This window comes from Streptomyces sp. Y309 (assembly GCF_056712025.1).
Map to the genome: position 1 here is coordinate 1,569,632 of NZ_CM160048.1, position 13,309 is coordinate 1,582,940.

General features: G+C 72.7%; 8 protein-coding genes and 2 pseudogenes. 6 read left to right on the forward strand and 4 right to left on the reverse strand.

All coding sequences use genetic code 11. The features are described 5' to 3' along the window. Positions 1-280 precede the first annotated feature (280 nt). Positions 281-1,462, forward strand: coding sequence for an anhydro-N-acetylmuramic acid kinase (locus AC0KTA_RS05525; RefSeq protein WP_481053970.1), 1,182 nt, complete (start codon positions 281-283; stop codon positions 1,460-1,462). An 85-nt stretch (positions 1,463-1,547) separates the two neighbouring features. Further along, entirely contained in the window at positions 1,548-2,516 is a 969-nt protein-coding gene (locus AC0KTA_RS05530; protein WP_481053971.1) for a DUF2510 domain-containing protein, read from the forward strand. 360 nt (positions 2,517-2,876) lie between these two features. On the opposite strand, the pseudogene AC0KTA_RS05535 reads toward AC0KTA_RS05530, so the two are convergent. Then, a pseudogene (locus AC0KTA_RS05535) lies at positions 2,877-3,497 on the reverse strand (TetR/AcrR family transcriptional regulator); the annotation flags it as partial. A gap of 175 nt (positions 3,498-3,672) precedes the next feature. On the opposite strand from AC0KTA_RS05535, the gene AC0KTA_RS05540 reads away from it, so the two are divergent. Beyond that, positions 3,673-4,623, forward strand: a complete 951-nt coding sequence (locus tag AC0KTA_RS05540; protein WP_481053972.1) for a phosphatase PAP2 family protein — start codon at positions 3,673-3,675, stop codon at positions 4,621-4,623. Further along, on the forward strand, positions 4,620-5,600 hold the full coding sequence (locus tag AC0KTA_RS05545; RefSeq protein ID WP_481053973.1) for a DMT family transporter: 981 nt from the start codon (positions 4,620-4,622) through the stop codon (positions 5,598-5,600). The genes AC0KTA_RS05540 and AC0KTA_RS05545 overlap by 4 nt, the downstream gene beginning before the upstream one ends. A gap of 146 nt (positions 5,601-5,746) precedes the next feature. Here AC0KTA_RS05545 and AC0KTA_RS05550 read toward each other — a convergent pair whose 3' ends face one another. The 3 genes from AC0KTA_RS05550 to AC0KTA_RS05560 form a co-directional block, all read right to left on the reverse strand. Next, positions 5,747-6,625 carry an LURP-one-related family protein gene (locus AC0KTA_RS05550; protein WP_481053974.1) on the reverse strand — a complete coding sequence of 293 codons (879 nt, stop codon included), beginning with the start codon at positions 6,623-6,625 and terminating at the stop codon, positions 5,747-5,749. Between the two features lie 9 nt (positions 6,626-6,634). After that, positions 6,635-9,235 carry a valine--tRNA ligase gene (gene valS, locus AC0KTA_RS05555; protein ID WP_481053975.1) on the reverse strand — a complete coding sequence of 867 codons (2,601 nt, stop codon included), beginning with the start codon at positions 9,233-9,235 and terminating at the stop codon, positions 6,635-6,637. A 246-nt stretch (positions 9,236-9,481) separates the two neighbouring features. Next, positions 9,482-11,539, reverse strand: a complete 2,058-nt coding sequence (locus AC0KTA_RS05560; RefSeq protein ID WP_481053976.1) for a phosphocholine-specific phospholipase C — start codon at positions 11,537-11,539, stop codon at positions 9,482-9,484. A 244-nt stretch (positions 11,540-11,783) separates the two neighbouring features. Here AC0KTA_RS05560 and AC0KTA_RS05565 point away from each other — a divergent pair. Next, positions 11,784-12,704 (forward strand): annotated as a pseudogene (locus AC0KTA_RS05565) (NADP-dependent oxidoreductase). Positions 12,705-12,797: 93 nt separating this feature from the next. Continuing rightward, entirely contained in the window at positions 12,798-13,301 is a 504-nt protein-coding gene (locus AC0KTA_RS05570) for an FBP domain-containing protein (protein WP_481053977.1), read from the forward strand. Positions 13,302-13,309: the final 8 nt, after the last annotated feature.

Sequence of the window (13,309 nt, forward strand, 5' to 3'; positions counted from 1 at the left end):
CACGGCCCACACGGTCAACGCGCGCTGGAACGACCGGGCATCTCCGAACTACTCATGCACCAATCTCTCCCAGAAGGCCACCATCACCGGCAACCCATTAAGCCCCTCCGGGAACCGATCAAGCCCCTCCGGGGCGAACCATTCAAACGCGCCCGGGGAACGATTCAAGCCCGTCCGGCGTTTGAGGACGAGCCCGAAGGGCGATCGACACCAGCCCCGGCCCACGGGACATTGACCCCCGTACAGATGGAACCCCGCACAGTGAGAGACGGAGACCCGCGTGCGAGCGATCGGCCTCATGTCCGGCACCTCCCACGACGCCATCGACGCCGGCGCCGTCGACCTCGTCCTCGACGGCGACAGCCTCCGCCTCACCCCTCTGGGCGTCATCAGCCGTGCGTACGACGACGACCTGCGCGCCGCCCTCACCGAGGCCCTGCCGCCGTCCCGCACCACCCTGGCGGACGTCTGCCGCCTGGACACCCGCATCGGCCAGGCCTTCGCCGCGGCCGCCACCGAGGCCGACCGGGAACTGTGCGACGGCCGCGCGGAGTTGGTCGCCTCGCACGGGCAGACCGTCTACCACTGGGTGGAGGACGGGCGGGTGCACGGCACGCTCCAGATCGGCCAGCCCGCGTGGATCGCGGAGGCCACGGGCCTGCCCGTGGTGGCCGACTTCCGGCCGCGCGACGTCGCGGCGGGCGGCCAGGGCGCGCCGCTCGTCGGCCTGGTCGACCAGATGTGGCTGCGGGGCCGCCCTGGCACCCCGGTCGCCCTGAATCTGGGCGGCATCGCCAACATCACCACCCCGGACGGCACCGCCTTCGACACCGGCCCGGCCAACGCGCTGATCGACGCGGCAGTGCGCGAACTGACGCCCCAGGGCCGCGAGCAGGGCCTGGCGTACGACAGGGACGGCGAGATCGCCGCACGCGGCACCGTGCACGGCGAGCTCCTCGCCCGCCTGCTCGCCGAGCCGTACTACGCACTGCCCGCGCCGAAGACGACGGGCAAGGAACTGTTCCACGCGGCCTATCTGCGCCGCGCCCTGCAGGGGTACGAGGAGCTCGCGCCCGAGGACGTCGTCGCGACGCTCACCGGGCTCACGGCGGTGACGGTCGCCGACGCGGTGCGTGCGGCGCGGGCGAGCGAGGTCGTCGCGTCCGGCGGCGGGACCCGCAATCCGACGCTGATGGCGCTGCTGCGGGGCGAGCTGGGGCCCGGCGTGCCGGTGCGGAGCTCGGACGAATGGGGGCTCGCTTCGGCGGCGAAGGAGGCGTACGCCTTCGCGGTCCTCGGCTTCCTGACGGTGCACGGCCTGCCCGGCACCGTCGCGGCGGGTACGGGCGCGCGGCACGCGAGCGTGCTGGGTTCGGTCACTCCGGGACGTACGGGGCTGCGCCTGCCCGGACTGACCGAAGGCGCGCGGCCGCCGCGACGGCTGATCATCGACGGACACTGAACCACGCGTTGACCGAAGGGCCGTTGGCCGGAAAGCGCCGACCCCTCTCATCCCGCTTTCACGCGGTGCTCATACGCTGACGCCCATGACGCACGCGACTCCCCCGGGCTGGTATCCCGACCCCGGGCAGATACCTGGTGCCCCGCCGTCCGAGCGCTGGTGGGACGGGACCACGTGGACGGAGCACGTCCGCGCGCCGGGCGGGTCCTCCCCCACCGCGCCCGCCTCCCCCGCCGCCTTCCCGGCGTACCCGCAGCAGCCGCCGGGGGCCTCGCGGCGGCGGATGCGTACGGCCGTCGTCGTCGGGGTCGCCGTCGCGGTGCTCGCGGGCATAGGCGGCGGCGTGTACGCGCTGACCTCGGGCGACGACGATGACGGCGACGACAGCGCCAAGTCCCCGGCCCCGTCCGCCCCTTCGGAGCCCGGCAACGGCGGTGGCGGCAGTCAGGAGCCCGACGGGCCCGGCGAGTCCCGGTCGCCCGCGCCGTCGGAGGGACCTCAGACCGAGAAGGGGTTCGCCACCGACGCCGCGAGCGGCATCAGTATTCCGGTCCCGGACGGCTGGCAGGCAACGTCGAGCGGCCGTGGCGCGAGCGTCACCACCGGCAAGTACCCGTGCCCGGGCGACAGGGCGACCATGTGTGTGCGCGGCGGCGCCTTCTCCGCCCCCGCCGTCGCCCTGAAGGTCAAGGAGACCGACCCCGAGGCGGCGGCCAAGGCGGACATCGGGAAGAACGCCGAGGAGTCGTACGGCGGCAAGATCTACGGCGGCAAGCTGGTGTCCCACAAGCAGCTCGCCTCCAAGTCGGTGACCGTCGCCGGGAAGAAGGGCTATCTGGTCCGCTGGAAGGCGGTGAACCGCAAGGGCCCGGACGGCTATGTGCAGTCGCTGGCCTTCAAGTCGCCCGCCGACGACCTGACGATGGTGATCGTCCGCTTCGGCATCGACGACCACGACGAAGCGCCGTCGGTGTCGTACATGGACAAGATCACCAAGGGCATCAAGGAGGCCCGTGGCGGGGGCGGCGGAGGCGGCGACGGCCAGCAGGTCTGACACCGGCGGATCCTGGACCGCCGACAGGTCTTACGCCGACAGGTCTTACGCCGACAGTTCTTACGCCGACAGTTCTTACGCCGGTGGTTCTTGCACCGGCGGTTCCGACCCGCACGTGGGGGTGCGGGGAGCCGGTGCCGGGCGGGCCGAGTGCGATCGGCCCGCCCGGCTCCGGGAGGTGCGCCGCCCCCGTCCCCACGGTGCGGCGCCCGGCGGGCGGCCCGGTCCGGTCATCCCGCGGACCGGGGCCCACGTTCAGGTGGCCGAGGCGTCCTGCTCGGCCGAGGCATCCGCAGCGGCCGGAGCGTCGGAGTCCGCGACCGGGACACCGGAGCCCCCGGCCGGACGGCCGGGCCCCTCCGTCAGTCCGAGGACCGGCAGCAGCACCGCCTCCACGAACCGCGTCAGATAGTCCTCGTCCGCGTTCTTGCCCTCCAGGAGCGGGCGCGCGCGCAGCACGCCGAACAACTGGACCGTGACGAACTCCGCCGCCGGGTGGCCCGCGGCGATCTCCCCGCGCGCCACCGCCCGCCGCACGAACGCGTCGATCGCCTCCACCTCGGGCTCCACGAGCGCCTCGCGCAGCGCGTGCTGCAGGTCCTCGTCCTGCAGCACGGCGTGGCTGAGCGCCTGCACGATCATGGTGTCGCGCCCGGCCCAGGTGGCCGCCGCGCGCGCCGCCGCGCGCAGGTCCCCGGCGAGCGAACCCGTGTCGATGCCCGCGAAGCGCACGCAGCGGTTGGCGCGCAGCGCGGCCGCCACGAACTGGGGCTTCGTCTTCCACTGGCGGTAGAGGGTGGACTTGCTGCACCGGGTGCGGGCGGCCACGCCCTCCATCGTCACGGCCTCATAGCCGCACTCGCGGAGCAGCTCGAGGACCGCGTCGTAGAACTCCTGCTCACGCTCGGGCGTGATCTTCGAGCGGCGCGACATCGCCTGCTCGCAGAGCTGCTGCTCACGCACCCGTTCCGGCGGCGTCATCTCTCGTCTCCTCGGTGCGGCGGTCCGGTCGGCTCAGTTCCCTCAGCTCCCGCGGACCCTATCGATACGCCAGTGTACCGGTACGCTCCCGTATCGGTACACTGGCGTATCGATGTGTGGGACAGGGACGCACACATCACCGCACCACCCAGTCGTCACGTAAAGGGGCCGGCGGATGGATTCCCGCACCGAGCCTGCGGAACAGGAGCCGGAGATAGCCTCCGGGCGGCCGGACACCCCTGTCCGGCCGCCCCTCGTACGCGAGCTGCTCCTCGTCGTCGGACTCTTCCTCGTCTACAAATTCGGCAGGCAGCTCGCCAACGGCCATACCGGCGAGGCGTTCCGCAACGCGCACCGCCTGTGGGACGCCGAGCGGTTCCTGCGGCTGCCCGGCGAGGGCTCCGTCCAGGACGCGCTGCTCAGCGGCGACACCCTCGTCCACGTCGCGAACACCTATTACGCGACCGTGCACTTCCCGGCGACGCTGGCCTTCCTGGTGTGGCTGTACGTCCGCCGGCCCCGGCACTACGTGTGGGCCCGGCGGATCCTCGCCGTGCTCACCGCCGCCGCGCTCGCGCTGCACCTCGGCTTTCCGCTCGCGCCGCCGCGTCTCCTTGACGCGGCCCACCTCGTGGACACGGCGCAGGTGTACGGGCCTTCGGTGTACGCGGCCGAGCCCGCGACCGACTCGATGGCCAACCAGTTCGCGGCGATGCCGTCGCTGCACTTCGGCTGGGCGCTGATGGTGGCAGTCGGCCTGATCGTCGCGACCAGCTCCCGCTGGCGCTGGCTCTGGCTGCTGCATCCGCTGCTCACGCTGCTGGTCATCGTCGGCACCGCCAACCACTACTGGCTCGACGCCGTCGCGGCGGCGGCGCTGCTCGGCATCGCACTGGCCGTGATCCGCCTGCCCCTCCCGGCCCGCTCGCGGATCGTGCGCCGCTGGGCCCCGGCCCCGGCCACCGCCCCGGCCACCGCGCCGGCGGCACCCGGACGCGAACCGGCCGCCCGTCCGACAGATCCGAAGGCACTGCAAAGCCTCGCGGTCCCCGAGGCCCCCGAGGCTCCCGAGCCGCAACTGGTCGTCTCCGCCGCCGGAGCACCGGCCCCCGGAGGCGACCGGTGAGCGCCACCCTGCTCGCCGTCGTGCTCTCCCTCGTCTCCGCCGCCGCGTACGCCACCGCCGCCGTCGCCCAGGAGCGCCTCGCCGCGCGCATGGCGGACAGCGGCGGGCGGGTGCTGGGGCTGCTCGGCAGTGGCGCGTGGTGGTCGTCGGTCGGGCTGAACGCGTCCGCCGCCCTGCTGCACGTCGCGGCGCTGAAGTTCGGCCCGCTCACCCTGGTGCAGCCGCTCGGCGCGCTCACGCTCGTGGCCGCCGTGCCGTTGGGCGCGCGGCTCGCCGGGCGGCGGGTCACCCGTCTCGAATGGCGCGGCACCGGGCTGACGCTGATGGGGCTCGGCGCCCTCCTGCTGACCGCTTCGGGGCCCGAGCCCGACGACACGTTGTCGCTGCCGGAGGCCGTGACGGTCGCGGGCGCGACGATGGCCGTCATCGGTCTGCTCTCCCGGCCCGGCACCCGCCCCGGCCTGCGGCACGCGACCGCGTCCGGCTTCGCGTCGGGCGTCGCCTCCGCGCTCACGCAGACCGTGACGGTCGCGGCGACCGACCGCACCGGGCCGCTGCTGAGCACGCGGGTCGTGGTCGTGGCGCTGCTCGTCGCCGCGTTCGCGGTGGGCGGGCTGCTGCTCTCCCAGACCGCCTACCGCGGCGGCCTCGGCGCGCCGCTCGCCGTCGTGACGCTCGCCAACCCCGTGGCCGCGTCGGCCATCGGCATCGCCCTGCTCGGCGAGCGGCTGCGGGGCGGCGTGGGCGGGGTGCTGCTCGCGGCGGCGGGGGCGGCGGTCGCCGCGTACGGAGTGGTGGTGCTGACGCGGTCGCCCCGGGTCGCCCTGCTCGGGGCGGAACAGGCGTCCGCGCCGGAAGCCGCCCTCGGGACCGATCCCGAAGCCGGGGCGGCAGGGCACCTGTCCTCGATTCCCGCACAAGCACAGGCACAGCCACAGGCCGAGCCGGGCGCCGCGCTCCGGGCCACGCCCCGCTAAGCGCTTCGCTGGATGTGCCACACCATGCCGTCGCGACCCCGCGGGTGCGTCGTGGCTGGTCGCGCCCGCGCGGCGGAGCCGCATATCGATACAGCCCCGCGCCCCTTCAGGGCGCGATACGGCGCGTACGAACGCGTACGCAGCCGTCAGCCGAGACCCCGGGAGTCCTGCTTCAGGGCCGTGTCGACCGTCAGGGCCGTCGCCACGACCAGGCTCAGGAGCGGGTCCGGGAGCTGGTAGTGGATCTGCAGGACGTAGTTGTCCGCGGTGGTGAACATCGTCTTGGCGAGGCCTTCCCAGGTCTTCGTGATCCGGGCGACCTCGTTGTCCGAGTGGTCGACGATGGAGAAGTTCCAGGCGCGCCAGTTCTCCGCCTTGATCGCGCCGACCTGCTGGCCGTTCACCATCATCGCGAAGTTGATCTTCCCGATGACGTTCTGCTGGACGATCTCACCGACGGGCTGGCCGTCCGGGCGCTCGACGACGACCCGCGACTTCATGAACTTCCGCGGGCGGGTCATGAGCAGCTGCGGCTGACCGTACGCGTCACGGATCTCCAGCTTGTGCGTCATGAACTGGTCGACGCTGGAGACGAAGCGCGCGACCTTCTTCAGGGTGCTCTGGCCGACCTGGACGACGGAGCCGAGCTGGTTGCCCGACTGGTCCATGACGCTGTACTCGTTCGTCAGCTCGATCAGCTTGGCCTTCTGGTTCACCACCAGGACCGGCTCGGTGAACAGGGAGCCGCCGCCCTGGGAGGCGGGGGCGACGCCCGCCTGCTGCTGCACCTGACGCTGCACCCGGGCCGGGTCGGCGGCGGCCGGGGCCGCCTGGCCGGGGACCCCGAAGGCCTGGGCGGGCGCCTGCTGCTGGACCTGGGCGGGCGCCTGGGCCTGGGCCTGCGCGTCCTGCGGAGCCGGGTTCGTGTGGTCCGTCCACTGTGAGCCGTCCCACCAGCGGAGGAGCTGGGGGGCGCCGTGCGGGTCCGGGTACCAGCCTGCAGGGGTGTTCGAATGCGTGGTCACCGGGGCACACTACCGCGCCTCCCTGTGCGCCTGACCAGCCCCTTGCCGGAGGCGAACCGCCACCCGCAGGTCACCGTCGGACTCGTGGCGGGACACGGCGGCCACCCGGCCCGCGGCCCGCACGTCCGCCTCGGCGAGGGCGAAGCGGTCGAGCGCGTCGCGACGGCCGTGGACCGCGACCTCGCCGACCTCCGCCCGCATGGACAGCTTCGCCAGCGACTTCTCCTTGCGGACGGCGGCGATGACCTCCGACGCCGTCGCGAGGACGGCGGTGTCGTCGCCGGGCGCCCGCAGCGGGTCGGCCGACGGCCACGGAGCGCGGTGCACGGACCCCTCCGCGTACCAGGACCAGATCTCCTCGGTGACGAACGGCAGGACGGGAGCGAACAGCCGGACCACCGAGTCCAGCGCGGTGAAGAGGGTCGCGCGCGCCGAGTCGCGGGCCGCCGCGTCGCCGTGGTCGCCGTACGCGCGGGCCTTGACCAGCTCCACGTAGTCGTCGCAGAAGCGCCAGAAGAACGCTTCCGCGCGTGCCAGCGCCCGCGCGTAGTCGAAGTCGTCGAAGGCGGCCGTCGCCTCCTCGACGGTGTCCGCGAGGTCGGCGAGCAGCGCCCGGTCCAGCGGCTCGGTGGCGGCGCCCGCGCCCAGGTCGCCGCCGCCGAGGCCGAGCACGAACTTCCCCACGTTCAGGAGCTTGGTGGCGAGGCGGCGGCCGATCTTCATCTGGCCGGTGTCGAAGGCCGTGTCGGTGCCGGGCCGCCCGCTCGCCGCCCAGTAGCGGACCGCGTCGGAGCCGTGCCGGCGGAGCAGGTCGGCCGGGGTGACGGCGTTGCCCTTCGACTTCGACATCTTCTTGCGGTCGGGGTCGAGGATCCACCCGGAGATCGCCGTGTGCCGCCAGGGCAGCGTGCCGTGCCCGGTGTGGGCGCGCAGGACGGTGGCGAACAGCCAGGTGCGGATGATCTCGTGGGCCTGCGGGCGCAGGTCCATCGGGAAGACCCGGTCGAACAGCTCCGGGTCGGCGAGCTGCCGCCCGGCGATCTGCGGGGTGAGCGAGGAGGTCGCCCAGGTGTCCATGACGTCCGGGTCGCCGGTGAAGCCGTGCGGCAGGTCGCGCTGTGCCGGGTCGTAGCCGGGCGGCGTCTGCGCGCTCGGGTCGACGGGCAGCGTCGCCGCGTCCGGCACGATCGGGTGGGCGTGGTCGGGCGCGCCGGTCGCGTCGAGGGGGTACCACAGCGGGATGGGGACGCCGAAGAAGCGCTGCCGGCTGATCAGCCAGTCGCCGTTGAGGCCGGCGACCCAGTTGTCGTAGCGGACCCGCATGTGCGGCGGATGCCAGGTCAACTCCTTTCCGCGCGCGAGGAGTTCGGCCCTCAGCTCCTCGTCGCGGCCGCCGTTGCGCACGTACCACTGGCGGGTGGTGACGATCTCCAGGGGCTTGTCGCCCTTCTCGAAGAACTTCACGGCGTGGGTGACGGGCCGTGGTTCGCCGTGCAGATCGCCGCGGTCCCGCAGCATGGCGACGATCCGCTCGCGCGCGGTGTGCGGGGTGGCGCCCGCGAGTCGCGCGTACGCCGCCACGGCGTCCGGCGCCTCGACGCCACTCGGCGGCTCCGCGAGGAAGCGGCCGTCCCAGCCGATCACCGGCCGCGTCTCCAGGCGCAGCTCGCGCCACCACGTGACGTCCGTGGTGTCGCCGAACGTACAGACCATCGCGATGCCCGTGCCCTTGTCGGGGGCCGCCAAGTGGTGGGCGACGACGGGGACTTCGACGCCGAACAGCGGGGTGCGGACGGTCGTGCCGACGAGGTCGCGGTAGCGCTCGTCGTCCGGGTGCGCGACCAGCGCGACGCAGGCGGGGAGCAGCTCGGGCCGGGTCGTCTCGATCAGGGCGGTGCGGCCGTCCGTGCCGTGGAAGCCGAGCCGGTGGTACGCGGCGGGCCGCTCCCGGTCCTCCAGTTCGGCCTGCGCGACCGCCGTGCGGAACGTGACGTCCCACAGTGTGGGCGCCTCCGCGAGATACGCGTCGCCCCGCGCGAGGTCGGCGAGGAAGGCGCGCTGGGAGAGCGCGCGGGCCTCGGTGCCGATGGTCTGGTACGTGCGCGACCAGTCGACGGAGAGGCCGAGCCGGCGCCACAGGTCCTCGAAGGCCTTCTCGTCCTCGGCGGTGAGGCGTTCGCACAGCTCGATGAAGTTCCGCCGGGAGACCGGCAGTTGCTGCTTGCCGGGCTTCTCGGGCGGGCTGAAGTCCGGGTCGTACGGCAGCGTGGGATCGCAGCGGACGCCGTAGTGGTGCTGGACGCGGCGCTCGGTGGGCAGGCCGTTGTCGTCCCAGCCCATGGGGTAGAAGACGTGGTCGCCGCGCATGCGCCGGTAACGGGCGACGGTGTCGGTGTGCGTGTACGAGAAGACGTGGCCGACGTGCAGCGAGCCGCTGACCGTGGGGGGCGGGGTGTCGATGGAGAAGATCTCGTCACGGGGTGCCGTCCGCGCCCTGTCCGCGGCGAAGGCGTATACGCCGTTCTCTTCCCACCGCTGAGACCATTTCGCTTCCAGCCCGTCGAGGACGGGCTTGTCGGGGGCGCCGCTGGGGCGGTGGGTGCGGGTCATGCCCACGCATGCTACGACGCCGCGGGCTGGGCGTTCACCGGATTTCTGGGGGGCCTCGCGGGGGCGCCCCAGTCCCGCCCCTTCCCGAAACTAGGGGGCTGCGCCCCCTAGCACCCCCGATCTATCGGCGCTTCGCGCCTCGCCCTCAAACGCCGGGCAGGCTGGATTTAGCCCGCCCGGCGTTTGAGGGCGAGGCGCGAAGCGCCGACAAAGGGGGAAAGGGGCGAAGCCCCATGCGACGAACCCTCAGGCGGTGGCGATGCCGGGGTCGCTCACTCCGGGGCGGCCGGTCTCCACGTGGCCTGCCAGGCGGCGCATGAACGCGGTGTCGGTGCTGGACACCACCGTCAGGTCGTACCACCGCTTGCTGCCGCGCAGATCCACCGTGTGCCGGACAGTCGCGCCGGGCTTGACCTTGAAGGTCTCCTCGCCGCCGCCATAGGCGTTGGTCACCGTCAAGTCGCAGGCGTCAGCCCCCGCGTTGGTGAAGGTCAGCTCGATGTTGCCGGTCGCCCCGTCGTGGCGGCCGGTGACCTCGGGCCCCGCCTTCTTGCCGGGGTTCTTGAACGCGCGCAGGAAGCCGTTCGGCCCGAAGACGGTCAGGTCGTGGCTGCCGCCCGAGTACGCCGAGTTCCACGAGTCGGAGAGCGTCTTGCCGGCCTCGGTGGTGTACGTCCAGGGGCCGTCGGTGCGGTTGCCGGAGCGGACGTGGAAGCACACGCCCGCCGCGTCGCCGCCCGCGAAGGTCAGCTTGAACTTGCCGTCGGCGGGCGTCGCGTGGCCGTCCACCACCGGGACGTACGGCAGCGGGCGGGCGGGCCGGGAGCCGCGCTCCTGCTGGGGCAGGGCGGGGTTCGCGGGCGGCTTCGGGAAGTAGTCGGGGTGGCGGTCGTCGTCCGGCGGCTCGTAGGCGGCGGTGTCCGGCAGGTCGGCCGGGTCGGTGTCCTTGCCGCTGAAGTCGAACGCGGCGGTCAGGTCACCGCAGACGGCGCGCCGCCACGGCGAGATGTTCGGCTCGCGCACGCCGAAGCGCTCCTCCATGAACCGGATGATCGACGTGTGGTCGAGCACCTGCGAGCACACGAACCCGCCGGTGCTCCACGGCGAGACGACGACCATCGGGACGCGCTGGCCGAGGCCGTAGTGCCCGGCCGCGTACTGGGCGTTGCCAGGGAAGTAGTCCAGCTCGGTGTCGACCGTCGACAGGCCCTGGTTCGCCGAGGAGGGGACGTACGGCGGCACGATGTGGTCGAAGTAGCCGTCGTTCTCGTCGTAGGTGACGAAGACCGCGGTCTTGCCCCACACCTCCGGGTTGGAGGTCAGCGCGTCCAGGACCTTCGCGATGTACCAGGCGCCGTAGTTCACCGGCCAGTTGGGGTGCTCGGTGAACGCCTCGGGGGCGGCGATCCAGGAGATCTGCGGCAGCTTGTCCGCCTTGACGTCGGCGGTCAGGCGGTCGAAGAGTCCGTCGCCCGCCTTCACGTCGGTGCCGGTGCGGGCCTTGTCGTAGAGCGGGTCGCCGGGCTTCGCGCCGCGGAAGGTGTTGAAGTACAGCAGGGAATTGTCGCCGTAGTTGCCGCGGTAGGCGTCCTCGATCCAGCCCCATTTGCCCGCCGCGTCCAGGCCGTCACCGATGTCCTGGTACACCTTCCAGTCCACCCCGGCCTGCTGCAGGCGCTCGGCGTACGTCGTCCAGCCGTAGCCCGCCTCCTGGTTGCCGAGGACCGGGCCGCCGCCCTTGCCGTCGTTGCCGGTGTGGCCTGTGAGCATGTAGTAGCGGTTGGGGTCGGTGGCCCCGATGAACGAACAGTGGTAGGCGTCGCAGACGGTGAAGGCGTCGGCGAGGGCGTAGTGGAAGGGGATGTCCCCGCGCGTCAGATAGGCCATGGTCCGCTCGGACTTGGCGGGGATCCACTGGTCGTACGCGCCGTTGTTGAACGCCTTGTGCCCGCCGGCCCAGTCGTGGTCGAGGCCCGCGATGAACTGCATGCCCAGGTCGTCCGCGTCCGGGTGGAACGGCAGGACCTCCTTGCCGCCGCCCGCCTGGTGCCACACCGGCTTGCCGCTGGGCAGCGTCACCGGCCGGGGGTCGCCGAAGCCGCGCACGCCCTTCATGGTGCCGAAGTAGTGGTCGAAGGAACGGTTCTCCTGCATCAGGACGACGATGTGCTCGACGTCCTCGATGGAGCCGGAGCGGCGCCGCGCGGGCAGGGTCGCGGCGCGGCTGATGCTCTCCGAGAGCACGGAGAACGCCGCGGTGCCGCCCGCCAGTTGCATGAAGCGGCGCCGGTTGAGTTCAGGCATGGGGAAATGACCTCGCGTGATGTGTGTGTGGGGGGACGTGAGCGGGTGAAGTGTGTCAAGGGGAGCGGGCACACGGAAGGTTTGTGGATGAGATGGAAGGGCCTGTGTCGGGGACGTGAAGAGGAGGACAACCTCAACGGCCGCGTTGCGGCCGCGTGAAGTCTCCCCGCGCACGGAATGCCCACCGCCCCCTCCGCCTTGAGATCGTTGAGGCACCGATCTTCAGCGTGAGGGCGAGGGACACATGGCCAAGGCGTACGTATTCACCCGGCACGGCGGCCCCGAGGTGGAGGCCCTGATCGACCGGGAGCCGCCGGAGCCCGGCCCGGGCGAGCTCCTGATCGCCGTGCGGGCGGCGGGCGTGAACCCGGTCGACTTCAAGCTGCGCGGCGGCTACCGCAGGCCGGGCCAGGCGCCCGCCGAACTGCCCGAGGTGCTCGGCAGCGAGGCCGCGGGCGTGGTGGCGCGGACCGGTCCTGACGCCCGGGGGTTCGCCGTGGGGGACGCGGTGTTCGGGTCCACGCTCACCGGCGGGTACGCCGAGTACACGCTGCTGCCCGTGGCGATCGCCGCGCACAAGCCGGACGGCCTGTCGTTCGCCGAGGCCGCGACGCTGCCGGTCGCCGCGGCCACCGCCTACGACGGGGTGCGTCAGCTCGCCCTGCCCGCCGGGGCGACGCTGCTGGTCACCGGCGCGGGCGGGGGTGTGGGCGGCAACGCGGTACGGCTCGCGCGGCACTGGGGGCTGCGCGTGATCGGTACGGCGAGCGAGGGCAAGAAGGACTTCGTCGAGTCGCTGGGCGCGCGCCATGTGGCGCCGGGGCCGGGCCTCGTGTAACGCGTCCGCGCCCTCGCCCCGGACGGCGTCGACGGCGTCTTCGACCTGGTCGGCGGGGAGCACCTGCGGACGGTCGCGGAACTGGTGGCGGACCGCACGAAGCTCATCACGGCGGGCGGCAAGCAGATCGTGGCCGAGCTCGGCGGCTCCCCCGTGGTCCGGGCCCGGGACGCGGCCACGCTGGAGGCGGTGGCCGAACTCGCCGCCGGGGACGTGCTGCGGCCGCACATCACGGCGACATACCCGCTCGACCGCGCGGGCGAGGCCCTGCACACCGTCGAGGCGGGCCACGCGCTGGGCAAGGTCGTGATCGAGGTCGGGGCATGAGGACACCGACCCGTCTCCCGCGCCCGCGAGCTCCCCGCACCCCCTCGAAAAAGAAAAAGACGCCCCTCCGGTCCGATTGATACGTTCCGGATCATGCGTGCCCTCGGTGAGAAAGAAATACGTGCGTCGTTCGTGAACTGTTCCAAGGGCGAGGCCCGGCGCCTCACCCTGCCCGCGGGCTTCGCCGGGACGTCCTGGTCCGACCTGGACTTTCTGGGCTGGCGGGATCCCAAGGCCCCGGACCGCGGCTATGTCGTGACCGAACGGGACGGCGCGCTCGTCGGCATCGCGCTGCGCGCCTCCACGGCCGCCCGCCGCTCGCTGCTGAAGTCCAGTATCTGCTCGGTCTGCGTGACCCCGCAGGCCGGTTCGGGCATCACCCTCCTGGTCGCGCCGCGCGCGGGCGAGGCAGGACGGCAGGGCAACTCGGTCGGCCTCTACATCTGCGCCGACCTCGCCTGTTCCCTCTACGTACGCGGCAAGAAGCAGTCGGCCCTGGCCCGCCGCCTCGACGAGAGCCTCACCCTGGAGGAACAGAACGACCGCACGATGCGCAACCTCAACGGCTTCCTGGACCAGGTACTCGGGCGAGCCTGACGCCGGGC